Source organism: Brevibacillus sp. NL20B1 (assembly GCF_018195675.1).
GTDB lineage: Bacteria > Bacillota > Bacilli > Brevibacillales > Brevibacillaceae > Brevibacillus > Brevibacillus aydinogluensis.
This window is the reverse complement of sequence record NZ_JAGTPT010000007.1, coordinates 82,904-107,439: the sequence shown is the minus strand read 5'-3', so window position 1 is coordinate 107,439 and position 24,536 is coordinate 82,904. Positions and strand designations below refer to the sequence as shown.

Sequence of the window (24,536 nt, the reverse complement as noted above, 5' to 3'; positions counted from 1 at the left end):
CCTCCTTAAAATCGTAAATGTCGGGAAACGATGCGAATTGCACCCGTTAAAGTCAGCCCTGCCAACGCCCAGACGAGCGGAATCGCCGGGTAGATCCATCCGGGCAAAACTGCTGACACCCAAGCATCCGGTTGCTTGGAGAGCACGTTTCCGGCCACCCATGTCAGCGTGTTGGCTGACAGACCGAACAGGATCCACAGAAGCGGCGTCAACACTACCCAGCGTGAATGGGCGACTGCCGCCGTCAGCAGGCCAAGCGCCAGCATGAACGGGGCCAAGCCCAACAGAACGGTCGCGAAGACTGCTTCACCAGCGAACAAGTTGTGCAGCGGCGCGGTTCCAAGCCCGTGAACCGCTGCGTTGTAAAGGACAAGAAGCGTCAGGCTTCCGAAAAACAGCACGTAGACGAGCAGCATGTGCAGGAATGCGGCGCCAAATTTGGCCAGCAGCAGTGTGGAGCGGGAATAGGGCAGCGTAATCCACCAGCCGACAGTCCCGTTTTTCCACTCCCGCAGCAGCACCCGGAACGAAATCATGAAGGTCAGGTAAGGAAGCATATAGGCCAAATACAACAAATACTCCGTCCGAAAACCTCCTCGTTCTTTCCAGACAGTCAATGCCGCCGCCAACAGCAGGACGATGACTCCGCCATACTTCGCCATCCATTTCTTCTGGAAAAACTTTCGCAATTCCAGGCGGAATTCGTGCCGAAGCAAATAACGAAACGTGTTTTCGCTCATATATCCGTCCCCCTTAATCACCGAACAGTTGGCGATAAATGTCCCGTATCGAGCCCCGCTGCGCCCGAAGCTCCTCCACTTCGCCGCACAATACGGCCCGACCGTCCTGAATGAACACCGCATAGTCGAACAGACTTTCCGTTTCTCCGATTTCGTGCGTGCTGATCAGCACTGTCTGCTTCCGTTCGCTGAAGGCATCGATCAGGGACAGCACGATCTGCTCCCGCGAGATCATGTCGATGCCCGAGAACGGTTCGTCCAGCACAAGCAGCGGCACGTCGCGAGCCAGACACAGCACGAGCATCAGCCGAGCCTCCTGGCCTCTGGACATGCCTTCGACTTCCAGTTCCACGTCCAGTTTGAAATCACTCACCAGTTGGTGGGCGCGATCCCGGTTGAATCCCGGAAGCAGCCGTTCTCCCCACTCCAAGGCGTCTGCCACCGTGTGGCCGCCGTACCATCGCGCCCGGTCGGGCAGGTAGGCGATCAAATGGTTACGCTCCCACCCGGGCTGCCGGCCAAACACGTTCACTGTCCCCTGATCGGGAACCGTCATTCCCGCGATGATGCGCATCATTGTCGACTTCCCGGCCCCGTTCGGCCCAAGAATCGCCGTGATGCTTCCTTCAGGAATCGCAAGAGTCAGTTCGTTCAGCCCGCGGCGTTTGCCGTAGTACTTCGTCAACCTGTCGAAGACAATCGCGTTAGCTGTCAAGCCCATCGTCCTCCTTCTCGTGCAACAAACGCAGTATTTCATCCTTTGTCAGTCCGAGACTTTTCATTTTGTTCAAAAAATCCGTCGTTGCCTGCTCCGCCAACATTTGGCGAACTTCCGCGACCCGATTCGCATTGTTTGTTATAAACGTTCCCTGTCCCCGCCGCGTCTCCGTCAACCCGTCACGCTCCAGTTCCTGGTAAGCGCGCAACACTGTATTCGGGTTGATTTTCAGCGCCTGCGCCAGTTCCCGAACGGAAGGTATTTTTTCTCCCAAAGCGATTTCTCCCCTTGCAATGGAATTGCGGAACTGTTCCAGCACTTGCTCATATAAAGGCTGGCTGTAGTCCAGCACAAACCGAATCGGACCGTACCGAAATTCATTCAAACGTCTCCCCCCCTTTCCGGTCGAAACGGCTGCAGCTACTCTAAGCAATCGTTCTGAGTGTATTATATCACTTAAGACACTTGAGTCAATAAAGAGATTTCTGGGACAAGCGTGTAACAAAGGAACTGATCATTCGAATGAATGTGACTCAACCGTGGAGAGGGGAAAGGGGAGAGAGGGAGAACAACGCAGACAAGACAGCTGAGGAAATCCGGTGGGAGAGCCTGAAGCAGCTGCGGATGAATGCTGCCGCAGGGGCCGAATTCATCAAGATGCCGGGAGCAAAAAAAAAGCAGCATTCACGTGATAACGCCGCCGCCCTCGACCTTTTCGCTGACCAGGGAGGAATATGTACGCATATACCGAATACAGGAGCAGATTGCAAACGGTTGAAGCAGCCGGCTGGCGACCTAATGCTCGTTTCCGAGGATCGTGTTTACAACGTGTTGACAATGTGGGCCACAAGCCGCAGATTGTGCTCGATCAGTTTGTTGCGCGCGTACGGGTCCCCTTCTGCCATCAGCTTCAGGTATTTTTCCTCTTCTGTATCGGGCAGTGGCTGGGGAAACGCGTTGTTCTTGACGTAGGCCACAAACAGCATGAGTTCCTTGAACAACAGGGAAAGCGCCGCTAAGATGCTGGACACGTCTGCCACCTCCACGTCTGGATGCTTACTCCTATCCATATGTGGGCGGCTGCCCATGCGTGCCTGTACGGGAAAAAGGACGGCGCGAACGGAACGGCTGGGGGAACCGTGATCGGCCAGGGGGTGATCTGAAGCCTTTAAGCCAAAGTGACGCCCCGGAACGCGTCGCCGGGGCTGGAAAAGGTGCATGCCGATCATTGGGCGTCGGTAATGCGCAGATAGGAAATGTTTTGCACGTTGATCACGATGTCATCGTATTGAAGCCACCCGTCGCTGAGGTTGGCAATCATCTGGACGATCTCTTCCGGTTCGCTCGACCGGATGGTAACGGATTCGCCTCCGGAAAAATAAAAGGTGATGTTTTTTACCGCCTTCATCTGTACCAGTCTCCTTTTCGCAGCTTGCCACTGAGGCAGGGTGTTCACGGGAACGAGGACTTTGGTTCAGGTGCCGCGCGCCTCCTTCCCTACACCTCATGTATCGGTAAAATCACGAAATTCTGAAAGTGCCGGTTGAGAAGGATTTCGTTGGTTTATGTGTTCGCGTCGCATTTGCCAGGATGCCGGAGACGATAGAATGGAATTGGATGGCTTGTTTATGAAAATCATGCAGGGAGAGGTTCGTATGAGTGATGTATTCCGTTACGTGCCCAATCATGCGGAGATTGGCGTTGGACTTGCGCTGCTGGATGAACAGGAAGACTATGTGTTCTTTCTAGCTGGAACAAGACACAAGTTCACTTCAAATGAATTATTTTACGCTGGAATTGGCGGTCATCTGGAACCAGGAGAAGATTTGCTGTCGTGCGGAAAAAGAGAAGCGATGGAAGAAATCGGAGCGGAGGTGCACATACAGTGTTCACCCGTAAATCCGGTGTACATCTCCAAAGACAAGGAAATCCGGGCCATTACCATGACAGATGAATGCAAACCGCTGGCCATTTATGAAATGATACATCCGAGCGGTAGTCCCAGGGAAGGGGAGATCTATTACCTGGTCATCTATCAGGCAACATTGAGATCGTCACTCACACACTTGAAAACAGATGAAGTATCCGGGGTCATTGCCATGAAGAAAGAGCAGGTAAAGAAAGGGGTTTTCCGCAGAGCCACCCTGCAAACGCTTGTGGACGAAGGGGCTCGCCTGATCGCAAGCAGTCCCCACATCCAGCCTGATGTGATTGTCTATCCGATCGGAACGGCTGAGGCATTGTCATACTACTTGAATTACATGGAAAGCAATCAACGTTGATGACCGTTTGTGTACTTTAAGGACTTCCACCATACCTTCCACATATGAACAAGAGCGTGAGTCGAGCCATGTCCGAATCGTGAAAATGGCTCGACTCCTTTTATTCTTTCATTTGCCTATTCGTCTTTTTGCCCCCACTTGTTCGACAGTTCCGGCCGTTGATAGGCGGCCAGTTTGTCCAGCAGGCGGGCCGGGTCGCTGTCGCTGACGAGCAGGTCGGCGTGGGAGGAGGGCATGAACCCGGCGCTTACGGCGTTCCCAATCATCTGCAGGAGCGGCGTGTAGTACCCGTTGACGTTGAGAATGCCCACCGGTTTTTGGTGGATGCCCAACTGGCACCAACTGACGGCTTCAAACAGTTCTTCCCACGTACCGTAGCCGCCGGGGAGGGCGATAAAGGCATCCGACAGCTCCGCCATTTTCGCTTTCCGCTCGTGCATGTCAGCCACTTCGTAGAACTGGCTCAATCCCGTGTGGGCCATTTCGCCGCGAAACAATCCGCGCGGCATCACTCCGATCGCTGTGCCTCCAGATTCCAGCACGGCATTTGCGGTGCAGCCCATCAGCCCCATGTTGGAGCCGCCGTAGACCAACCCCAGTCTCCGCCGGGCAATCTCTTGGCCAAGTTTTCGGGCCGTCTCGGCGTACACTGCATCGACGCCCGGATTGGAGCCGGCGTAGACACATACATTGTTCATGATTTCTCCCTCCTGTCTCTCTGATTGACTCTCTTTTCACCACCGTATAGTATACCAGCGATTGCAGAAAAAGGAAGGAAGAGGAGCATGACCATTGTCGAGCTTCAGCAATGGGTTTCCCGGTTTCACAGCAGTCGCTGCTGGACGGAGTACGGACCGTTTATCCGGACCGGTTTTTTAATGGAAGAGTGGGCGAGCTGGCACGAGCCGTCCGCGCCGCGGAAATCCGCCGGGATCGTCCGGACGAGTCGCCGAAACAAACTGCTGAACAGGTTTAACAGCCAGTCTGACAAAGCAGGCTCATAGCAGAAGCAGATGCCGCCGCATCGGTGGAGCTTGGTGTGGAACGATGTTACATTACCTCAGTCGGATGGGTGCCTTGCGGGGATAATCATGCGGGTGTGCGGGAAATGTAACCATATCGACAAGACTATTTCACGTTCGGTATGGAGGATCAATGGTGTTGCGAAAAACATGTGTCGCACTGCTTGTCACTGCCCTGATGTCCCTCTCAATTGTCTCCTGCGGCGGTCCGCATGCGGACGAGACGCCCCAGCCCCGGACAGCCCGTCTCCAAGCGACTGGCGATCGCCCAAAGGTCATCGTCCTGCTGGTCGATTCCCTGCTGTCCTCGTCAATCGACCGGCTGCTCGCCGCCAACAAGCTACCGGCGCTCCGGTTTCTCATCGAAAACGGCGTCTACAAGCGGGATGTCATCAGTTCCTTTCCCACCATGTCACTCACCGTCGACAGTTCGCTGTTGACCGGAACCTATGCCGACGGGCACGGAATTCCCGGACTGCTCTGGTATCATTCCGCGGAAAAGCGGATCGTCAACTACGGCGACGGCTCGCGTGTCGTGTGGCAGTACGGTCCCCGGCAACTGCTGACGGACAGCTTGTACAACCTGAATCAGCAGCATCTCTCCAAGCGGGTTGAGACGCTGCATGAAGAGCTGGATCAGGCGGGACTCACCTCCGCCTCCATCAACGGTCTGATCTATCGGGGCAACGTTCCGCACGAACTGATCCTGCCGGCCAATCTGGCCAAGCTCGTCCTGAACACACAGAAGATTTCCGTCAGGGGGCCGCATCTGCTCGGCTTCGGGACGCTGTCCAGTGTAACGCGTCAGCCACTGCCGGAGGGGCCGCTGCAGGCGTTCGGCTTTAACGATGCCTACACCGCGCAGAGCCTCGTCAGCCTGGTGGGTGAGGGCCGGCTTCCGGATGTGACCGTTGCCTATTTTCCCGACATGGACGGCCGGCTGCACAAAAACGGCCCCGATGATACGTCCGGCGTAGAAACCTTGGACCGGCAGCTGCAGATCATCCTCAATGCGTTCGGCGATTGGCGGCGGGCGCTGGAACACCATGTGTTTGTCGTCATCGGCGACAGCGGTGTGGCAGCGACGGCAGCGGACAGGACGGCTGCCGTCATCGAGCTGGACAAGAAGTTGACCGCAGCCGGGTATCGCGTCCTGCCGTTGGGAAGGCAGGCAGACACCCAAGACGATGTCGCAATTGCCGTCAACGGCCGGATGTGTTATGTATACGCCTTGTCGCCGCAAGCGACGCTGTCCGGGTTGCTCAACGCCTTGGGCAACGAACCGCGGATCGATCTGATCGCTTGGAAGGAAGGAGAGTGGGTACAGGTCCAACGCGGCGGCAGCGGCAACCGTCTGCGCTTCCGGCTTGGCGGAACGCACCGGGACCCGTACGGGCGCACATGGGACGTCGAGGGGGACTGGGCGGTGCTGGGCCTGGCCCGCGATGGCGTCACCGGGCGCATCCATTCACGGGCATACCCTGATGGCTTGAGCCGCCTGCATGGCGCGCTGCATTCGCATCCCGGCAAGTACCTGGTCGTGACGGCCGTTCCAGGTGCCGAATTTCACGCCAACGGATCGCCCAACCATCCGGGCGGAGGCAACCACGGGGGACTGCATCGCGAGGACTCCCTGGTTCCCTTCATCGCAGCGGGGAAAGGGAGGCTGCCCGCACCGCCCGCCCGCATCGTGGACGTGAAGGCGTACCTGCTGTCGCTCATTAAGGCGAACCGCGGGCAGATCAAAACAGGCCGTTGACGCGGAATGCACACGGAAAAGAAAAGCGGCCATCCTTTGCCGATGGCCGCAGTCTATGAACTGTATATACACGGCGGAAGTGCCGTTGTTTTCCACGTTACCAGTCGACGAAGCGGACGGCGCGCACGATCACCTCTGTCGTGCCCATGGGCATTTCCAGGCGCAGTGTGTCGTCTACGGCCTGCATCAGCAACTGTCGACCGAGGGGCGACAGGAACGAGATGCGTCCCGCATCCGGATCGGTCTGTTCCGGGAAGCAGATCGTCAACTGCTCCTCGTATCCATCTTCAACATAGTGCAGCGTTACTTGTGATCCGATCACCACTTTGGGCAGATCGGACGTTGTGTTCCCGGCTGTCTCTTGCAGCAGGGATTCCACTGTCGATACGTACAGATCCAGCCACTGGCTGGCTTTTTGGCGTTCGGCCGGTTTTCCGGCAAAATGCAAATCCAGGAATGGAGTGCGCTGTTCGTCAAAATAGACAAGCTGCTCCACCAGTCGGCGGTGCAGGGGGGTGAGGGTGCTATGGTTCACCGTAATCATCTCCTATTCGTATTGGAATGGACCACCGTTCAGCAAAGGTTGTGAGTCGCCAGGGCGTTCGCTTCATCTTCATACTGCAATCTCCTCCGAATAAAAGAATGTGGCCCCCTGCTCAAACGCATGGGACCTTGCTTCCATTTTACCTTATTTGAGGAAAAATACAACATGCTTTCCAGTGACACTTAGGACTTTGCCTGCAACACGAAAACCCTTGCACCTGCAAGGGTTTTCGCTGCGATTATCGGACGTGGAGGGTGTACTCCTTGTGGTCGTGGATCGTTTCGTCTTTTTCCACGTGGACGTTGACCGTGTAGTCACCGGAAGCGGGCAGGGTGACGGATGCGCTGTATACGCCCGGCTGCGTTTCCGCGGCGTCGACAAACTGATGGCGTTCTTCGCCTGCGCGCCAGTATTCAAAACGTACCGCGGCTTTGCTAAGCGGCTGGTTGTCTTTTGTCAGGCTGACGGTCAAAGCGGCCGTTTCGTTGGCTGTGAGCGTGTCAGCTGCTTGAAAGTGATAGTTGATGCCACTGGTGTGCTGGTGGTCCGCGCCGTGTTCACCGCCGTGCTCGTGATTGACGGCTTGTCCGTTGCCGTGACCGTCATGGTTCTCCGGTTGAGACGTGGGTTGGTCGCTGCCGGCTGCCTTGACCGTAAAAGGATGCTTCTGCATGTTGTGGAAGTCACGCGCGGTCACGTGGTACATCACGTAGTAGGAGCCGGGTTCGGCAAATGATGTTTGCGCCGTGTAGACGCCGTCTTTTGCCAGCGTCGCGGGGATCGTTGCGTGCTGTTCCTGCCCGTCTTTCCACAGTTCAAACTCCACGCTGCTGGCGTCGTTGACGGGAGCGCCGTCCTGTGTCACCGTGACCGCAAAGGTGATCGCTTCTCCGGCGACCGGTTCCTTCGGCGTGAGCGCCAGCACCACCTCCACCGGACTGGCGGACGGCACGGCTTCTTCCTGGCCGCCGCAGCCAGCGGCCATCAGAGCCAGTGCCCCGATCAACGCGGCTATGTATCGCTTCATGCTGAATGACCCCTCTTTCTTCCTGTTCCCGACGGGTTGTCAGACGCCGTCGGATGATCGCTTTTACTCAGAGACGAGGCTCGATTGAGGATGACCCACCTCCCTCAATTATAGGCAAGAACAGGGAAAAGCCTAATGGCTCGAACGGGCTATTTCCGGACAGATGGATGGATCGTTCACACAACTGCCATTTTTATGGCCAACAACACGGAAAAACCTCCCGCGGGGGGAGGCTCATGTCATTTCGTTTGCTCCTGGAACCAGGATTTCAGCTGCTCGCCGGTTTGTCCGCCGACGAGGCGGGAGACTTCCTTGCCGTCCTTGTAGTGGACCAGGGTAGGGGTATACTCGATGCCGTACGCGTCCCAACTGGCGCTGAATTCCAGCAGGTTGTGCTTTTTGACGTCCACGTTCAGCTCTTTGGCCACCGGCACCAGGACGGGCGTGGTAGCCCGGCAGTGCTCGCAGGTGGGGCTGTAAAAGTAGACGAACAGTTCCTCTTTTTCGTCCAGCTTTGCTTTCAGTTGATCCGGGAGAATCTGGTTGTCGTAAAGCGGATCGTTTAGTTGTTCGATCGTGGCCGGATGTAGGTTGGCTTTGCCGAAGGGATTGCCTTCCGCTGCCTTTTTGTTCGCGATGTCGGAGTAGACAATTGCGGCGATCAACAGGGCGGCCACAATGACTGAAAGAACAATGACCTTTTTCATGACTTAGCACTCCTTTTCGTATCTGCGAATGTAGATTTGCAGCACAGCAATCATGATGAAGGCGACCAGGGCGAGAAAAGGTATGGTGATAAAGCCAAACCAGTTGATATAGTCCGTGTTGCAGGGAATGATGCCGCAAGCATTACCCAGATCGTTCAGAGCGGGCACTTTTTGAATCAGATAGTGGTACAGGGAGATGCACCCGCCGATGACAGAAAGGATCAAGGCGTATGATGACATGCGGTAATCTTTTTTTACGGCGGCGACTCCCAACAGAATGACCAGCGGGTACATGAAAATCCGCTGGAACCAGCACAGTTCACAGGGAATGTATTTCATCACCTCCGAAAAAAACAGGCTTCCAGCTGTAGCGATGAGTGATACCACCCATGAACCGAACAGCGCGTATTCTTTTATTTGTTCTCGTCGCATATCAACACCTCGTCCTCATCTTATCACACATTACGAATGGGAAGTAACTTATTTAAAGTAATTTTTTTGAAAGACATTGATTGCCCAAAAAAGCGACGCCGGCAGTTGTCGGCGGCGGGATGGCTTGTCCCGGTTGCTGCCCTGTGCAGCGGATCAAAATTCCAAAGACACGCGCAAAAAAGCCGCCGAAATCATACGGCGGCAGCTAGCGAAGATGGATGCGCGGCGAGGGATACACCTCACGCACCGGTACGTACACGTAGCGAAGCGACGGCCACTCCACCAGCAAAATACCGCCCTGCCATGAGGCCGCGCCGCCGTCGATGCCGATCAGGTTGCCGCGCCGCCACACCCCGTTCCTGGTATAGCCGGGGAGCATGGAAACAGGCGTGTGGCCAAATACGATCACCGTTTCTCCCCTGTATGACTGGTAAAACGGCTGGCGGATCCAGAGGAGGTCTTCGGGCCGCTGCTGGTCGAGCGGGATGCCGGGACGGATGCCGGCGTGAACGAAGAGGGCGGCCGGAGCCCCGGATGCCGGATCGGCTGGCATTTCCACGTACAGCGGCAGGGAGGCGAGCGAAGGCAGCAGATAGGAATAGCGGGAGAGAATGTATCTGCGTGCCGATTCCTGATCGTTCAAAGCGGGAAGGCCGCCCAGGAAGGCGCGCCGCAGGGACTGTCGGCCGAGATAGGAGCGGATGGTGGCGTCACCGCCGTTGATCCGCAAGTAAAGGTTGGCGTCCCCCTTTCCTTCCAACCAATCCTGCAGCATCTGCTCGTGATTGCCCTTGATGAGAACGATTCGGTCCGGATAGGTTTGTCTCAAATTCAGCAGGTACTGCAGTGCCTCCCTCGACTGCGGTCCACGGTCCACCACGTCCCCCAGGACGTACAGGCGATCGCCCTGCTGCGGAGAAAAGCTGACGCGATCCAACGCTGTCCGCAGCACCTCATAGTGACCGTGAATATCCGACACCAAATAAATGGCCATGCCGACACCCCCTCGTATACAAACACAACGCTCTTCCTATACAATATGTGGAGGAGACGTTTGCGTGAAAAGGGGAGAGACGCAGATGAAGATGCTAGCGGAATGGCTCCGGGATGCCAGACAGGCCGTCGTGTTTACGGGAGCGGGCATGTCGACGGAAAGCGGGCTGCCCGATTTTCGTTCGGCGCAGTCAGGAATATGGCAGGGCAAGGACCCGACCCAACTGGCCAGCACTCAGGCGCTGCGGCACAATCGCGAGGGGTTTGCAGCTTTTTACCGGATGCGCATCGAAGGGCTTCTGGCCTGCCGTCCGCACGAGGGGCACGCCATTTTGGCCGAATGGGAACGTCGCGGGCGGATTCGCGGAATCATCACCCAAAACGTGGACGGCTTCCATCAGCAGGCGGGCAGCCGGAACGTGGCTGAATTGCACGGAAACCTGGGCACGCTGTGCTGTCTGGCGTGCGAGCGTACCTACCCGGCAGCGCGTTACCTGCAGCCGGACGGGACGGTATGCGACTGTGGCGGTTTTCTGCGTCCGACGGTCGTGCTGTTTGGAGAAGCGCTGCCGCAAGCAGCGCTGGCGAAGGCATCGGAGTGGACGGAACAAGCCGATCTGTTTCTCGTGTTGGGATCGTCGCTCGTGGTCAGCCCGGCCAACTGGTTTCCGCAGCAGGCAAAAGCAGCCGGGGCCAGACTGGTGATCATCAACCGAGAGCCCACCCCTTTGGACGATCTGGCCGACCTGGTGATCGGCGACGCATTGATCGGCACGGTGCTGAAAACAGTGGAAGCGGAGCTGTCGGGATACTGACAGAAAAAAGTGGAGGATTTTTTTCATTTTCCTCTTGATTTTTTGTGGAATGTTTACTAGAATAAAACCTGTGAGCGCGATCGATACAAAAACTGGTCGGTCGACCTGACTCACAAAAGAACATAATGCTGGTGTAGCACAGTGGTAGTGCAGCTGATTCGTAATCAGCAGGTCGGGGGTTCGAGTCCCTTCACCAGCACCATACACAAGGCAGGGGAGAGCAGTCCCCTGCTTTTTTCCTGTCTTTCCATCACTCCCCTAAGGAGATTGGCATCATTCATTTGTATAATGAACGTATTCACGTACTACTCCTCCGATCACTTGCATGGTGGTCGGCTCTTTTTTTATCTGCCTCCCGTTTTTCCCTCCCTGGCGTTTGTGTTGTATAATAAAGCCATCAACAAAGTTCATACCCGACACCTCATGAAAGGAACACCGTTGAGCACAATCTCGTTTTCGCAAGGAAAGGATTTGATGATCATGGGACTCCTTCATCATGACGTGACGTTGCTGAACTTTGACGATGCATACCCCTGGCAGCACAAGCTGTCCGATGTTGCCGACGAATGGATCGACCTGGCGGACATTGCGGAAGCCAACCTGTTTTGCGCAGAAAGGGCGCTGACAGAAATCAGCCGCAGGTTGTCGGCCCGGACCGGTCGCGGCATCACGTTTATCGGAAACGGCAATTATCACTATGTCACCTATCTTCTGCTGAGCGAAATCAATCGGCCGTTCAGCCTCGTCCTGTTTGACAATCACACTGATGCGAAGCGTTCGGACGACATGGCCGGGGTGTTGACGTGCGGTTCGTGGGTGGCCGAAGCGGCAGCACGTCTTCCTCACCTCAGGCGCGTGCTGATTGTCGGCGTTTCTGCGGAGCAAACGCTCTGCCTGTCCGATGCGCAGGGAAAAGTTGTACTTCGCCCGAACGCAGGCGATCCGCAGGAGCTGCTTTCCGCCATCGCGACCGAAGATGTGTACATCAGTATCGACAAGGACGTGCTGAATCGCGCCTTCGCCGTAACCAACTGGGATCATGGAAACATGCATCTGCGGGAACTGCTCGCATCACTCAAGGCGCTCGTTCGGCAGAAAAACGTACTCGGCATCGACGTCTGCGGCGAACTGCCGGTGACGCCAGTCGACGTCTGGCTGCACGCCGACCAGCTTCGGTTGAACGAACGGACCAACCTGGCCATCCTGCAATCAGTCATGTGCGCCTAGCCGGTTAGACAAACAAAACGCGGGCGGGGGACAGCCGGCGTTTAAGCGACGTATCCCGGCGAGTTTTCGCGCAACCGCTTTTTTCCGCTGCACCATTTCTGTCCATGCCTCCCTAGGGCTTTTGTCTCGACTTCCCCTGCGCAAATGCGCGTTCACTCGCCTGGATTCCTACTATCGTTCCAATCCGCGCTTTTCTTTCAGGACTGCAGTTACTCCTCGGCCTCCAGGAAATGGTTTATCATGGTAACAAACAAAAACAGAGGAGGAAAATATGTCAGCAGCGTTTCATGAACGGAAGGCGTTACAGATGACCTTGCAGTCATTGCTGGAACTGCGGGTATCCTTGAGACGCGAGTACGTTGATCGTGACAAAGAATTGGGGAGCGAGATCAAACAGGTTTTGCACCGAATCCGTGAGCTGGACGAGCAGTACGGCCTTCCTGCCGAGACACAAGAGCAGGAAGAGGACCTTGCGAGCTGGCAGGCGATGCCGCGAGAAGTGTTGGACAAACACGTAGGGAGACCCAGAAAGGCGTATCAGCACCACGATTATCCGGGAATCGCCAAGGATATTGAAGCGATTCTGGAGGAAGCGGCAGGACCGCTGACGCTTGCAGAGTTGTATGACAAACTGCAGCAGAAAAAGGGCGTTGAATGGCCAAGTCCATACATAATTGTGCAAAAGGCATTGAAGCATACCGATCGCGTTCGGGTATCGAAGGAAGGCAGAAAACTGCTGTTTTCCCTGCAGTAATTCCTGGAGCCTGGAGCGCGGGGGGCTGCGGTCTGTTTCTAAGATATCGCCATCGTCCGGTGCAGCTGACTGCTCCCGACAGGCCGTCCCCTTTGACGAAAGAAGCTGGGGTTTGCTACGATGAAACGGCGAGGTTTCCTCTTCGTGACGTCTAGCAGAACCAACCCCACCGGAAGAAAACGGGTGCCAGGGGAGAAGTCCCCTGGTTTTTTGCTATCTGTCTTCCGGAGCACGGGTTGATCCATCTTTCACAAATTTGGGTGACGACAATGCATATCCTATCAGTTGAACATCTCTCCAAGAGCTATGGGGAGAAAGTCCTGTTTGACGACATATCCTTTCATATCGCCGAACAACAGCGGATCGGGCTGATCGGCGTCAACGGCACGGGCAAATCCACGCTGTTGAAAATCCTGGCCGGACAGGAGACGGCAGACAGCGGACAGATCGTTCACGCCAAATCCTTTCGCGTGGAGTATTTGCCGCAGCATCCGGTTTTCGTGGAACGCTCCACCGAGCTGGAACAGGTGTTTTACGGCGACACGCCGCTCATCCAGTTGCTGCGCCAGTACGAGCAGGCCGTGGCTGACCTGCAGACCGACCCGCATGACGAGAAAAAACAGGCACGGCTGTACTCGCTGCAGAGCAGGATGGACGCGGCCGATGCCTGGGAGGCCAGCACTCAGGCCAAAACGATCTTGACGAAGCTGGGCATCCACAATTTTACCCAACAGGTGCACGAACTGTCCGGCGGGCAGCGCAAACGGGTGGCGCTGGCCCGCGCCCTGATTCAACCGGCAGACCTGCTCATCCTGGATGAGCCGACCAACCACCTGGACAATGAGACGGTGGAGTGGCTGGAAGATTACCTGTCCCGCTACAAAGGGGCGCTCTTGTTCGTCACGCACGACCGCTATTTTCTAAACCGCGTCACCACCCGCATCTGTGAGCTGGATCGCGGCAAGCTGTACAGCTATGAGGGCAACTACGCGGTCTTCCTGGAAAAGAAAGCGGAACGGGAAGAGCGCGAAGCAGCTGCGGAAAGCAAACGGCAAAATCTGCTGAGGCGGGAGCTGGCCTGGCTGCGCCGAGGGGCAAAAGCGCGGACGACCAAACAGAAGGCCCGCGTCCAACGCGTGGAGGAACTGCGCGACCGTAAAGTGGATGGACCGGTGCAAACGATCGAGATGTCGCTTGGGGCCAGCCGATTGGGCAAAACCGTGATGGAGATCCAGCACATCAGTAAAGGGTATGGGGAGCGCAAGCTGATTGACGATTTCAGCTACATCGTCCAGCCCGGGGACCGCGTCGGCATCATCGGCTCCAACGGCAGCGGCAAGTCAACCCTGTTGAACATGCTCGCGGGCCGTATCCAGCCGGACGCGGGCACCATCGTGGTGGGGCAGACGGTCAAACTGGCTTACTACACGCAGGAGAACGTGGAGATGGACGAAGGCATGCGCGTGATCGAATACGTCAAGGAAGCGGCCGAAGTGATTCGCACCAGCGATGGCCAGACGATCACCGCATCCCAGATGCTGGAGCGGTTTTTGTTTCCGCCGCATCTGCAGTGGACCCCCATCTCCCGGCTGTCGGGCGGGGAAAAACGGCGGCTCTACCTGCTGCGCACGCTGATGGGCGAGCCGAACGTCCTTTTCCTGGACGAGCCGACAAACGATCTGGACATTCAGACACTGAGCATCCTGGAGGACTATCTGGAACACTTCCCCGGCACTGTCATTACGGTGTCTCACGACCGCTACTTTCTTGATCGGACCGTTGACCACCTGTTTGCCTTCGAAGGGGATGGGAAAATTCGCCACTTCATGGGCAATTACTCGGAGTACCTGGACACGCGACGCCGGGAACAGGAAGCGGAAGCCCTGTCCAAACGGCGCGCGGACAAGGCGCAGTCTGCGGCGGCCGACTCCCGTGACGGAAGCGGAGCGGGCAGGGGAACCAACCGTCCGCGTCGACTTTCCTACAAGGAACAGAAAGAATGGGAGCAGATCGAGTCCCGGATCGCGGCGCTGGAGGAGCGGAGCGCAGCGTTGAAACAAGCCATTGCCGAAGCGGGCAGCGATTACGCCAAGGTGGAGAAGCTGTTTGCGGAAGAACAGCAGGTGTCAGCCGAGCTGGAAGCGGCAATTGATCGCTGGGCGGAACTGTCCGCGTTGATCGAGGAGATTGAACGCAGCAAATAGTCGGCAGCTTTAGGCACAGCTTTAGTTCGTATGGCAGGAGACCTCCCGGATGTTTCGGCTTCCGGGAGGGGCTTCATTTTGCGGAGGGCTTCTTTTTTGCGGGAGTGACCTCACACCCGCCATTGAACACAGCCGTAACAGCATGATCGTCATATTAATGTTCAGAATAGTTTTTCACTTCGGAACGGTTGTGCTATAGTTACGAGTAATCAGGATTTGTATCAAAGACAGGGAGATGAAAAGAAATGCCGTACCCGATCACCATCACGCAAACCGACCGCAAAAAAGAGAAGCCCGACAGCAGCTGTCTGGGCTTTGGCCGGTATTTTACCGACCATATGTTTGTCATGGACTACTCCGCAGAAATAGGCTGGCACGATCCGCGAATCGTTCCGTACGCGCCGCTCGCACTCGACCCGGCGGCCTTGGTGCTTCACTACGGACAGGCCATTTTTGAAGGCATGAAAGCGTATCGGACCAGTGACGATCGCATCCTGCTGTTTCGTCCCGAGAAAAACGCGCAGCGGTTGAACCTGTCTGCCGCCAGACTCAGCATGCCGTCGATTGACGAAGAACTGTTCCTGGAGGCGCTGCGAACCCTGATCAGCCTGGAAAAAGACTGGGTGCCGCGGGAACGGGGAACGTCGCTCTACATACGTCCGTTCATGTTCGCCACAGAGCCTTACCTGGGGGTCCGGGCGTCCGAGTCGTACAAACTGGTCATCGTCCTGTCACCTGTCGGCGCCTACTACGCAGGGGGAATGAAGCCGGTCAAAATCCATGTGGAGAGCCGCTACGTCCGTGCCGTCAGGGGAGGGACCGGCTTTGCCAAGGTATCCGGCAATTACGCGGCCAGCCTGAAGGCGCAGGAAGACGCGCATGCAAAAGGCTATGAACAGGTGCTGTGGCTGGATGCCATCGAGAACAAATACATTGAAGAAGTAGGCAGCATGAACGTGTTTTTCAAAATAAACGGGGAAGTGTGGACGCCTCCGCTGCACGGCAGCATCCTGGGCGGCATTACGCGGGACTCCGTCATCCACCTTCTGCGCGATTGGGGCATCCCCGTGCGCGAGGAGAAGCTGTCGATGGAAGACTTGTACGTCGCGTACACCAGGGGCGAACTGGAGGAAGCGTTCGGCACTGGGACGGCGGCGGTCGTATCCCCGATCGGAGTGCTGGGCTGGAACGATCACCACATGGTCATCAACCACGAACAGATCGGTGAACTGACGGCAAAGCTCTACGGCACCTTGACCGGCATTCAGTACGGAGAGATCGCCGACCCGTACGGCTGGATTGTGGAAGTCGAGTGAAAACGGGTATCGGCTCATAACAAAAAAGGCACAGGAATGGAGAAGCCCCTGTTCGGAACCTGTAAAAAACGCCCTCCGGCGGTTTGTCCAGCCGGAGGGCGTTTGTCGTGCTGCATGGCAGGTTTGCCACAAACGGCAAGCGAACTGCACCGACTTCAAGCCTGGGGGCGCAGATCGCGATAGGCCGGGATTCCCCCGGCGGTCTCGGCGGCAATGATCGCGTTGACGACCGCTTCGGCAAGCACGTCTGCCGACAGCGTGCCGACCAGATCGACGGAGGCGTCCACTCCGCCGGTGGCGGCTGCGAAAATGGTGTCGCCGTCGTGCATCGTGTGAACGGGAAAAATCGTCCGGGCCAGGCCGTTGTGAGCCATCTGCGCCACCTTGTTGGCCTGGGCCTTGGTAAAATTGGCGTTGCTCGCCACGATGGCGATCGTCGTGTTTGTTCCGGGCAGGATGGATGAAGTGCCCTGTTCGATCATCAGGGAGCGGATGTCGCGAATCTGTCCGTGCTCGTCCCGCACTCCGGCCAATACCTTGCCGGTTGCCGGATCACGCACTTCGCCTACGGCATTGACGGCAACGATTGCCCCGACGACCAAACCGTTCGGCAGGCGGCGGGAGGCGGAGCCGAGGCCGCCTTTCATCGCGTGGCGCACGCCGGCCAGCTTCCCGACTGTCGCACCGGTTCCCGCTCCAACGTTGCCTTGCTTGACCGGATGGGTGTTTGCCTGCTGGGCCGCTGTGTACCCCATTTGCTGATCGGGCCGCACCTTGGCGCTGCCGACGGACAGGTCAAACAGCACGGCAGCGGGCACGATCGGTACGACACCCACGCCGACGTCAAACCCGATGTTCCGCTCCTCCAACCAGCGCATCACACCGCTTGCCGCATCCAATCCGTATGCGCTGCCCCCCGACAGGCAGATGGCGTGTACCCGTTCGATCAGGCAGATCGGATGGAGCAGATCGGTTTCCCGTGTGCCCGGGGCAGAGCCGCGCACATCGACGCCGCAGACCGCCCCGTTTTCCATGACCAACACCGTACAGCCCGTCAGCGCCTCCGCGTCCTGCACCTGTCCCACCTTGACGCCCGGCACGTCCACGATGCTGCCGTATGCCTCGTGTTGTTCCCGCGTCACATTCTCACCGTCTTTCCTGGTGGTTTTCGCTAAGCCAACTGGCGGCTCTCCGGTCCCTGCCGGAATGTGCGAACCGTCGCCGCTCTCGCCATTTTATTGCCCGAAAATTCCGTCTGATGTGTCTTCATCATATACGATGGCCATTGCCCGATCAAGGGGTGGCAGGGCGCTTGATTTACAGAAAATCAGGATACCGCAGTCCGTCCCGGACAAACAGCGTTCGCACCCAGGCGTAGAGGCGAAGCGGGATGGACGGAAAGACGATGGCCAGTTCGCCGTCTTCCAGCACAGGCAGGTCCACGGGAGACTGGATTCGGTAGGGGACCCCCTTGGCGTTCAACAGCGTCTTGTACCGCTGGGCGTCGCGCCAGCTTACCGGGTAGTAAAACGATTTTTCCATCTGAACTCAACACACCTTTCCGGGGATTCCTGATTACCATTCTATGCCACAATCGTGAGATAAAAAAAGGCCGCCGTCCGGGGCCTTTTGTTTTGGGCCGCCAAACGAATGGAATGACGCAAACTTGCGTACGATACGGGAAGATTTCTGCGCTGATGCGAGCGGCCGGCCGGGCCGTCGGCAGTCTCGCAAGCGGCTGACGGAGACGCACGTCGAGGCAGCCAGGTGCAGTTTCGCGGGCCGCTGACATGGAAAGCAAGGGACAGTCGTGCTACGATAAACAGGAGTGATTGTGGCTGGAGGAGTGATTCATATGAAACTGTTGTCCATCGAGCCGACGCCCAGTCCCAACGTGATGAAGCTGAACGTGGACGAGCGTTTGCCTGACGGTGTACAGCGCGTATATACAAAAGAAACGACAGCGTCCCTTCCGGACCTGATCCGCAAGTTGCTGGCGATTGAGGGTGTGACGTCCATTTTCCACACGGCCGATTTTTTCGCCTTGGAGCGAAAGTCAACCGCTGACTGGCAGCGGATTCTGACGCAGGCCAGGGAAGCGTTTGGTCCTGATGGAGAAGTTGCACTGCCGGCTGTGGCGCAGGAAGCAGGCGATACCTGCTGGGGGGAAGCGCAGGTATACATTCAGATGTTCCGCGGCATTCCGATGCAGGTGAAGGTGACGATGGGAACGGAGCAGGTACGCACCGCACTGCCGGAGCGGTTCGGCAAGGCAGCCGTTCATGCGGGGTCAGCTTCGCCCAACCTGATTATGGAGCGGAAGTGGGTGGAACATGGCGTCCGCTACGGTGATTTGCGCGAAATCGGCGAGGTGGTGGCGCAGGAGATCGACGCCGCATATCCGCAGGAGCGGGTGGACGAGCTGGTGAAGCTGGCGATGCAGCAGGAGCCGGGAGAGGCGCCGCTGCAGCCGGAACGCCGGGAAACAAAAGTGGTTACGCTGGAGATGTTGGACGATCCCGACTGGCAAAAGCGGTATGCCGCCCTGGATGGGCTGGAGCCGACCGAAGCGGATTTGCCGGTGCTGATCAAGGCCCTGCACGATCCCAAAGCCTCCATCCGTCGGCTGGCGGTTGTCTACCTGGGGATGGTCGGCGGGGACGCGGTGCTGCCTCATCTGTTCGAAGCGCTGCGGGACGAATCCGTATCCGTCCGGCGTACGGCGGGCGACACCCTGTCCGACCTGGGGGACCCGCGCGCCATCGGCCCGATGGCAGAAGCGTTGAAAGACCCCAACAAGCTGGTCCGCTGGCGGGCGGCCCGCTTCCTTTACGAAGTGGGCGACGAGTCCGCGTTGGAGGCGCTGCGAGCGGCCCAGGACGAACCGGAATTCGAGGTGCGCCTGCAAATCAAGATGGCGCTGGAGCGGATCGAAAGCGGAGAAGCGGCCAGCGGCACGGTCTGGCAGCAGATGACGCGGCGAAACGAGCAGGGCTGAGATGCTTGTCGACGCATCCAATTTCCGTTTCCGATGTACGGCCCGATGTTCAGGTGCTGCTCCCGCTTAGGTGAATCACTTCGAGATATATCACCCGTCGGCGAAAGGTATGTGCGGTTGTAAAAAACTGGCGATATCAGCCAATAAATGGTATATCGAGTATAATATTAGACACAGTTCATTTTTAGTTGACTTCCACCTTGTCCATCCCTTATTATTCTATGAGGATTAGGAATCAACTTCGAGAGTGCGTAAGGGAGTTTGTTGTATGACTACCAATCACTATGACGTCGTCATTGTCGGCGGCGGACTGGCCGGATTGTCGGCTGCTGCCTATCTTTCGACCAAGGGCAAGAAAGTGGCGCTCTTGGAACGGGGTACCTTGGGCGGGCGAGCTGTCACGCTGAAACTCAAGGGCTTTAATTTCAACTTTGGCGCTCACGCCATCTACGGACGCGACACGTCCATTTTGAAAACGTTTGAAAAAGAGTTGGGCCTGCAGATCGACTGGCAGGATTTCAACCCCAACAAAGCCAAATACGACTTGGGAGACGACCTGACCGCCGTTCCGGCTAACGTGCAGGGGCTGTTCCGCACCAAGTTGTTGAAAGGGATTGACAAGGTCCTGTTTACCTTTGAAATCTTGAAAACGATGCTGAAGATGGAGACGGGCCATCCGCACCTGTCGATCCAAAAATGGATGGAGAAGAAAAACGTCAGCGAGGACGTGCGAGAAATGATGCTGACGCTGGCGTCTTCCAACTTCTTTACCCGGGAGCCGGAAAAAATCCCGTCCGACGTGTTTTTTACCTACTATCGCCGCCTGTTTACGACCAACAAGCCGGTGGCCTACATCGGAGGCGGTTGGCAGGCGTTGATCAACGAGTTTGTCCGCGTCATCGAGGCCAACAACGGCACGATTCTCACCAAGACCAGAGTGGAGGCGTTCCGCTGGGAAAACGACCGCGTGATCGCCGCCGTCACCCCGGATGCGGAGTATACGGCCGACGAGTTCGTCTGCTGCATTCCGCCCAAGGAAATGGTCAAGGTGTTCAAGGATACCAAGCTGGAGCACGCCATCGAACAGTACGCGTTGTACGAACCGACGGTCGTGGTGGTGTACGACATCGGCTTGAAAGAGCGGATCGACGTGCCCTACACCTATGTATACGACAAGCAGAACAACATTTTCATCACCGACATCTCTTACTACGACACCACCTGCGTGCCGGAGGGAGGCCAACTGCTGCAGGCGACAGCCTACCTGCGCCAATCGGAAGTTGGCAACAAGGAAGCGGTCGAACAGCGCAAACAGGAAATTGAACAGCTGTACGACAAGCACTTCCCGGGCTGGCGCGAACATCTGGTCGTCCCGCGCGTTTCGACGCGCGCCGTGGTGCAGGAGATCAAGTGGACCATGAACCAGAAGCCCATGCCGATCTTCCTGCCGGACTACCGTAACCTCTTCTTTGCCGGCGACTGGTGTGAAGGACAGGGACAGCTGTCCGAGCTCTCTTTCTCCAGCGCGTATGAGGCAAGCAAGCTGATTCTCGAAAAGTAGACACGCGATACAACAGAGGCGTCCTTCCCAATCGGGGAGGACGCCGTTTCATTGTGCGGCACCTGCCTGCACGGCATGGGTCAGGAGCGGCCCGCGTACAGGTCGTACACCATCCGTCCTATTTGTCCCATCACCTCACCGGCAGCCTTGGCATCCACGTTCTTCGACAGGGCGCAGATGATCACGGCGTGGCCGCCCACGTACAAAATGCCGGCGTCGTGCGTGATGTTGGTCACCGTTCCGGTCTTGTTCGCCAGCTCCCACTTGGGCAGCATGCCGATGACATCGCCTTCCGGATCGGGCAGGCGACACGGCAGCCGGTCGCGGTGCTGCTGCCGCTTGAGGATGTTGATCATCTGCAGACAGCTGTTGTACGAGATCGCTTTTCCCGTCGCCAAAAAACGGAAATGGCTGCCCATGTCGGCGGCCGTCACTTCGTTGTAGCCCTCCGGCTCCGCGGGCACAATCATCAGTTTGTTGTAAAACGAACTGTTGACCATTTCCGTACGGCTCATCGCGGTGCGAATGGCGTCCGTGCCGATCAGATCGATCAGCATGTTGGTCGCTGTATTGTCGCTTTGAATGATCATCAGCGTCACGGCGTCGTAGACGGTCAGTTCGGTGCCCGGGGTGAAGTGCTGAAGCACGCCGGCTCCGCCCACCTGATCCTCCCGACGCAGCCGGAGCTTGTCCGATAGGGCCAGTCTGCCGGCGTACGCCTCGGCAAACACTGCCGTCATGATCGGCACCTTGATCAGACTGGCAGCGTAGAAGCGCTGATGTTCGGCGATGCCGAGCCGTTCCCCTGTCCGCACATCCTCCAGGTAAATTCCCCATTGACCGCCGGTTTCTTCCGTTAATCTTTCAAGTGAAGGCCCGAGGGCAGAGAGCACCGCAGCCAACTCCTTTCGCGTACATTATTAATATAGGCAATAGACAAAATATTCATAAGATAAGATAATAATATGTACTCGTACTTGGCATAATCAAGAAAAAATGTTTCATGAGGGGGATGTTATGAAAACATTACAGAGACTGTCTCTATGCGCGGTTCTTCTGTCCAGCCTTGCGTTTGCCGGCTGTGGAGGGAATGGTGCGCAAGACGCGGCGAAACCTGCGGATACGCCAACCGAGCAGGGTCAGCAGGCATCCGCGCAAGAATTGCGTGTCAACCTGAATACGGGTGACCCCAGCACGATCGACCCGGGACTGGCGGAAGACATTCCGTCCATGTCAGTGGCCCGCGCGGCGTTTGACGGTCTGCTGCGCCTCGACGTAAACGGCCAGCTCAAGGAAGCAGTCGCCGAGAAGTACGAAGTGTCTGCGGACGGGCTGACCTACACGTTCCATCTGCGCGACAGCAAGTGGTCCAACGGCGATCCGGTCACGGCGCACGACTTTGAATACGCCTGGAAACGGGTGCTCAACCCGGAGACGGCATCGGGTTACGCGTACCAGCTCTACTATCTGAAAAACGGGCAGGCGTACAATGCGGGCAAGGCCAAGGCGGAAGACGTGGGGGTAAAGGCAACGGACGACAAGACGCTGGTCGTCACGCTGGAAAACCCGGCGCCGTTCTTCCCGCAGTTGGTCGCTTCCGTCACCTACTTCCCTGTCAACAAGAATGTGGTGGAGGCCAACGAAAACTGGGCGGGCAGCCCCGAGACGTACGTGGGGAACGGTCCGTTTGTACTGAAGAAGTGGGAACACAAGTCGGTCATCGAACTGGAGAAAAACGAGTCCTACTGGGACAAGGATGCAGTCAAGCTGTCCAAACTGACGATCAACATGATCGAAGACGCCAATACCGAGCTGTCCATGTTCGAAAGAGGGGAACTGGACTGGGCGGGTTCGCCGCTGGGCGACTTGCCGCTTGATGCGCTCAATGCGCTGAAGGACTCGGGCAAGATGCAAACCCAGGCGACCGCCGGTACGTACTGGTACGTGTTTAATACGTCACAGCCTCCGTTCTCCAACAAGAAAATTCGCCAAGCTTTCGCATACGCGGTGAACCGCAAGGATATCGCCGAGAATGTCGTGCCGTACAAGAGCACGCCGGCGCTCGGCATCCTGCCGCCGACGATGGCCTTCAATCCGGACGGCTATTTCAAGGACGGCGACGTGGAGACCGCGAAAAAGCTGCTGGCAGAAGGCATGAAGGAGCTGGGCATCTCCAAACTGCCGGAGATCACGTTGTCCTACAACACGACGGAAGTGAACCAGCGCATCGCAACCGTTATCCAAGACCAGTGGAGAAAGGCGTTCGGCATCGAAGTCAAACTGGTCAACAAGGAAAACAAGGTTCACCGCGAGCAGATGAAGTTGGGCAACTTCCAAATCGGCAGGGCAAGCTGGATCGGCGACTTCAACGATCCGATCAACTTCTTCGAGGTCTTCAAGGGCGGGCTGAACACGTCCAAGTGGGAGAACAAGGAATTCCTCGCCCTGCTGGAACAGTCGGCAAAAGAAGCAGACCCGACAAAGCGCAACGAAATCCTCAAAAAGGCGGACGCCATCGTCATGGACGAAATGCCGGCGATGCCGATTTACTACTTCACCTACGCGTGGGTGAAGCAGGACACGGTAAAAGACGTCGTGGTGGATCCGCTCGGTTTCATCGACTTCAAATACGCATCCAACGAAAAGTAATTACAGATTACAAGGAGTGACCGCATGTGCGTCCGATCATTGGTGTAGCGTGTACCAAAATGTACTTTCCCAACAACAATCTCGACCAGTTCTACTACGTGGGTACCAGCTATGTGGACGGGGTGGCCCGCACCGGCGGGATTCCGTTCATCCTGCCGCTGATGTCCATCCCGGATGCGCCGTTCCGCGCGATGGTGGAATCGCTGGACGGCCTGATTCTCACCGGCGGAGACGATCCCGCCCCCCATCTGTACGGAGAAGAGCCGCTGCAGGGGCTGGGGGACGTGGAGCACGAACGGGACCTGGCGGAACTGGCGGTGATTCGGCTGGCTCTGGAGCTGAAGAAACCGATTCTCGGCATCTGCCGCGGCATGCAAATCCTGAATATAGCCTGCGGCGGCACGCTGATCCAGGACATCCCAAGCCAGGTGCCAGGTGCCTTTCAACACGAGCAAAAAGGTTCGCGACAATACGGGGCGCACAAGGTCACGCTACAGCCGGGGTTTGTGGCGGAGGCATTGGGCAAGACGGAAATCCTCGTCAATACGTCGCATCATCAGGCGGTAAAAGACGTGGCCCCTGGCTTCAAGGTAACAGGGGTGGCTGCAGACGGGGTGATTGAGGCGATCGAAAGCCTCGACGGGCTGCACGTGGGCGTGCAGTGGCATCCGGAGCGCATGTGGGCGCACGACGACACGATGCTGAAGCTGGCGGAAGCGTTCGTCAACAAGGCGCGTCAGGTAAAGGCGCTGGCCCGGTAAGGCGTCGGCCACAGCATGCAATAAGGA

26 protein-coding genes, 1 tRNA gene and 1 pseudogene are annotated in these 24,536 nt (G+C 57.1%); 13 read left to right on the top strand and 15 right to left on the bottom strand.

The annotated features are described in order from the left end of the window. Window positions 1-5: 5 nt before the first annotated feature. The 5 genes from KDN35_RS06950 to KDN35_RS06930 all read right to left on the bottom strand — a co-directional run bounded on the left by KDN35_RS06950 (window position 6) and on the right by KDN35_RS06930 (window position 2,866). Window positions 6-740 carry an ABC transporter permease subunit gene (locus KDN35_RS06950; protein WP_171565390.1) on the bottom strand — a complete coding sequence of 245 codons (735 nt, stop codon included), beginning with the start codon at window positions 738-740 and terminating at the stop codon, window positions 6-8. A 13-nt stretch (window positions 741-753) separates the two neighbouring features. Beyond that, the gene (locus KDN35_RS06945; protein WP_249178962.1) at window positions 754-1,455 is read right to left on the bottom strand and encodes an ABC transporter ATP-binding protein; all 702 of its coding nucleotides are present in this window, start codon (window positions 1,453-1,455) and stop codon (window positions 754-756) included. Next, complete coding sequence (locus tag KDN35_RS06940) at window positions 1,445-1,843, bottom strand: GntR family transcriptional regulator (RefSeq protein WP_171565388.1); 399 nt, start codon at window positions 1,841-1,843, stop codon at window positions 1,445-1,447. The genes KDN35_RS06945 and KDN35_RS06940 overlap by 11 nt, the downstream gene beginning before the upstream one ends. 436 nt (window positions 1,844-2,279) lie before the next feature. Beyond that, window positions 2,280-2,489 carry a hypothetical protein gene (locus tag KDN35_RS06935; RefSeq protein WP_230076744.1) on the bottom strand — a complete coding sequence of 70 codons (210 nt, stop codon included), beginning with the start codon at window positions 2,487-2,489 and terminating at the stop codon, window positions 2,280-2,282. Window positions 2,490-2,683: 194 nt separating this feature from the next. Beyond that, window positions 2,684-2,866 (bottom strand): hypothetical protein, encoded by a 183-nt coding sequence (locus tag KDN35_RS06930; protein ID WP_171565387.1) that lies wholly within the window; start codon window positions 2,864-2,866, stop codon window positions 2,684-2,686. Between the two features lie 199 nt (window positions 2,867-3,065). Between KDN35_RS06930 and KDN35_RS06925 the strand changes: the two genes are divergently transcribed. Further along, complete coding sequence (locus KDN35_RS06925; protein WP_212132423.1) at window positions 3,066-3,740, top strand: NUDIX hydrolase; 675 nt, start codon at window positions 3,066-3,068, stop codon at window positions 3,738-3,740. 116 nt (window positions 3,741-3,856) lie between these two features. On the opposite strand, the gene KDN35_RS06920 is transcribed toward KDN35_RS06925, so the two are convergent. Continuing rightward, window positions 3,857-4,438: an LOG family protein gene (locus tag KDN35_RS06920; RefSeq protein ID WP_212132422.1), complete on the bottom strand. Its 582-nt coding sequence runs from the start codon at window positions 4,436-4,438 to the stop codon at window positions 3,857-3,859. An 87-nt stretch (window positions 4,439-4,525) separates the two neighbouring features. Here KDN35_RS06920 and KDN35_RS06915 point away from each other — a divergent pair. Then, window positions 4,526-4,710: pseudogene (locus KDN35_RS06915) on the top strand (MazG nucleotide pyrophosphohydrolase domain-containing protein); the annotation flags it as partial. 188 nt (window positions 4,711-4,898) lie between these two features. Beyond that, complete coding sequence (locus tag KDN35_RS06910) at window positions 4,899-6,521, top strand: alkaline phosphatase family protein (protein WP_212132421.1); 1,623 nt, start codon at window positions 4,899-4,901, stop codon at window positions 6,519-6,521. Window positions 6,522-6,618: 97 nt separating this feature from the next. On the opposite strand, the gene KDN35_RS06905 is transcribed toward KDN35_RS06910, so the two are convergent. The 5 genes from KDN35_RS06905 to KDN35_RS06885 form a co-directional block, all read right to left on the bottom strand. Further along, complete coding sequence (locus KDN35_RS06905) at window positions 6,619-7,056, bottom strand: GreA/GreB family elongation factor (protein ID WP_171565383.1); 438 nt, start codon at window positions 7,054-7,056, stop codon at window positions 6,619-6,621. A gap of 247 nt (window positions 7,057-7,303) precedes the next feature. Then, window positions 7,304-8,092, bottom strand: coding sequence for a FixH family protein (locus tag KDN35_RS06900; protein ID WP_212132420.1), 789 nt, complete (start codon window positions 8,090-8,092; stop codon window positions 7,304-7,306). Between the two features lie 239 nt (window positions 8,093-8,331). Continuing rightward, window positions 8,332-8,799: a thioredoxin family protein gene (locus tag KDN35_RS06895; RefSeq protein ID WP_171565381.1), complete on the bottom strand. Its 468-nt coding sequence runs from the start codon at window positions 8,797-8,799 to the stop codon at window positions 8,332-8,334. A 3-nt stretch (window positions 8,800-8,802) separates the two neighbouring features. Next, window positions 8,803-9,231, bottom strand: coding sequence for a disulfide oxidoreductase (locus tag KDN35_RS06890; RefSeq protein ID WP_171565380.1), 429 nt, complete (start codon window positions 9,229-9,231; stop codon window positions 8,803-8,805). 205 nt (window positions 9,232-9,436) lie between these two features. After that, window positions 9,437-10,225, bottom strand: a complete 789-nt coding sequence (locus KDN35_RS06885; protein WP_212132419.1) for a metallophosphoesterase family protein — start codon at window positions 10,223-10,225, stop codon at window positions 9,437-9,439. 85 nt (window positions 10,226-10,310) lie between these two features. On the opposite strand from KDN35_RS06885, the gene KDN35_RS06880 reads away from it, so the two are divergent. Together KDN35_RS06880 and KDN35_RS06875 are read left to right on the top strand one after the other, a co-directional pair. Beyond that, window positions 10,311-11,039 (top strand): NAD-dependent deacylase, encoded by a 729-nt coding sequence (locus KDN35_RS06880; protein WP_230076747.1) that lies wholly within the window; start codon window positions 10,311-10,313, stop codon window positions 11,037-11,039. A 127-nt stretch (window positions 11,040-11,166) separates the two neighbouring features. Continuing rightward, window positions 11,167-11,241: transfer RNA gene (locus KDN35_RS06875), tRNA-Thr, on the top strand. 71 nt (window positions 11,242-11,312) lie between these two features. Here the strand turns inward: KDN35_RS06875 and KDN35_RS06870 are convergent. Further along, window positions 11,313-11,450: a hypothetical protein gene (locus tag KDN35_RS06870; RefSeq protein ID WP_171565378.1), complete on the bottom strand. Its 138-nt coding sequence runs from the start codon at window positions 11,448-11,450 to the stop codon at window positions 11,313-11,315. Between the two features lie 63 nt (window positions 11,451-11,513). Here KDN35_RS06870 and KDN35_RS06865 point away from each other — a divergent pair, with 63 nt between their 5' ends. The 4 genes from KDN35_RS06865 to KDN35_RS06850 all read left to right on the top strand — a co-directional run bounded on the left by KDN35_RS06865 (window position 11,514) and on the right by KDN35_RS06850 (window position 16,540). Continuing rightward, window positions 11,514-12,266, top strand: coding sequence for an arginase family protein (locus KDN35_RS06865; protein WP_326838917.1), 753 nt, complete (start codon window positions 11,514-11,516; stop codon window positions 12,264-12,266). Window positions 12,267-12,537: 271 nt separating this feature from the next. Next, window positions 12,538-13,020 carry a hypothetical protein gene (locus tag KDN35_RS06860; RefSeq protein ID WP_171565377.1) on the top strand — a complete coding sequence of 161 codons (483 nt, stop codon included), beginning with the start codon at window positions 12,538-12,540 and terminating at the stop codon, window positions 13,018-13,020. A 269-nt stretch (window positions 13,021-13,289) separates the two neighbouring features. Continuing rightward, window positions 13,290-15,224, top strand: coding sequence for an ABC-F family ATP-binding cassette domain-containing protein (locus KDN35_RS06855; protein WP_212132440.1), 1,935 nt, complete (start codon window positions 13,290-13,292; stop codon window positions 15,222-15,224). A gap of 245 nt (window positions 15,225-15,469) precedes the next feature. Continuing rightward, the gene (locus KDN35_RS06850) at window positions 15,470-16,540 is read left to right on the top strand and encodes a branched-chain amino acid aminotransferase (RefSeq protein WP_171565375.1); all 1,071 of its coding nucleotides are present in this window, start codon (window positions 15,470-15,472) and stop codon (window positions 16,538-16,540) included. 155 nt (window positions 16,541-16,695) lie between these two features. Here the strand turns inward: KDN35_RS06850 and KDN35_RS06845 are convergent, their stop codons facing one another. Both KDN35_RS06845 and KDN35_RS06840 read right to left on the bottom strand, forming a co-directional pair. Beyond that, on the bottom strand, window positions 16,696-17,682 hold the full coding sequence (locus KDN35_RS06845; protein WP_212132418.1) for a P1 family peptidase: 987 nt from the start codon (window positions 17,680-17,682) through the stop codon (window positions 16,696-16,698). Between the two features lie 175 nt (window positions 17,683-17,857). Next, window positions 17,858-18,082 (bottom strand): hypothetical protein, encoded by a 225-nt coding sequence (locus tag KDN35_RS06840; RefSeq protein WP_171565373.1) that lies wholly within the window; start codon window positions 18,080-18,082, stop codon window positions 17,858-17,860. Window positions 18,083-18,395: 313 nt separating this feature from the next. On the opposite strand from KDN35_RS06840, the gene KDN35_RS06835 reads away from it, so the two are divergent. After that, window positions 18,396-19,538, top strand: a complete 1,143-nt coding sequence (locus KDN35_RS06835) for a virulence factor (RefSeq protein WP_171565372.1) — start codon at window positions 18,396-18,398, stop codon at window positions 19,536-19,538. A 268-nt stretch (window positions 19,539-19,806) separates the two neighbouring features. Beyond that, window positions 19,807-21,099, top strand: coding sequence for a phytoene desaturase family protein (locus tag KDN35_RS06830; RefSeq protein WP_171565371.1), 1,293 nt, complete (start codon window positions 19,807-19,809; stop codon window positions 21,097-21,099). 80 nt (window positions 21,100-21,179) lie between these two features. Here KDN35_RS06830 and KDN35_RS06825 read toward each other — a convergent pair whose 3' ends face one another. Beyond that, window positions 21,180-21,992, bottom strand: coding sequence for a serine hydrolase (locus KDN35_RS06825; RefSeq protein ID WP_171565370.1), 813 nt, complete (start codon window positions 21,990-21,992; stop codon window positions 21,180-21,182). A gap of 124 nt (window positions 21,993-22,116) precedes the next feature. Here KDN35_RS06825 and KDN35_RS06820 point away from each other — a divergent pair, with 124 nt between their 5' ends. Together KDN35_RS06820 and KDN35_RS06815 are read left to right on the top strand one after the other, a co-directional pair. Next, window positions 22,117-23,748, top strand: a complete 1,632-nt coding sequence (locus tag KDN35_RS06820; protein ID WP_212132417.1) for a peptide ABC transporter substrate-binding protein — start codon at window positions 22,117-22,119, stop codon at window positions 23,746-23,748. 26 nt (window positions 23,749-23,774) lie between these two features. Further along, window positions 23,775-24,509 (top strand): gamma-glutamyl-gamma-aminobutyrate hydrolase family protein, encoded by a 735-nt coding sequence (locus tag KDN35_RS06815; protein WP_212132416.1) that lies wholly within the window; start codon window positions 23,775-23,777, stop codon window positions 24,507-24,509. The last annotated feature ends 27 nt before the right edge of the window (window positions 24,510-24,536 follow it).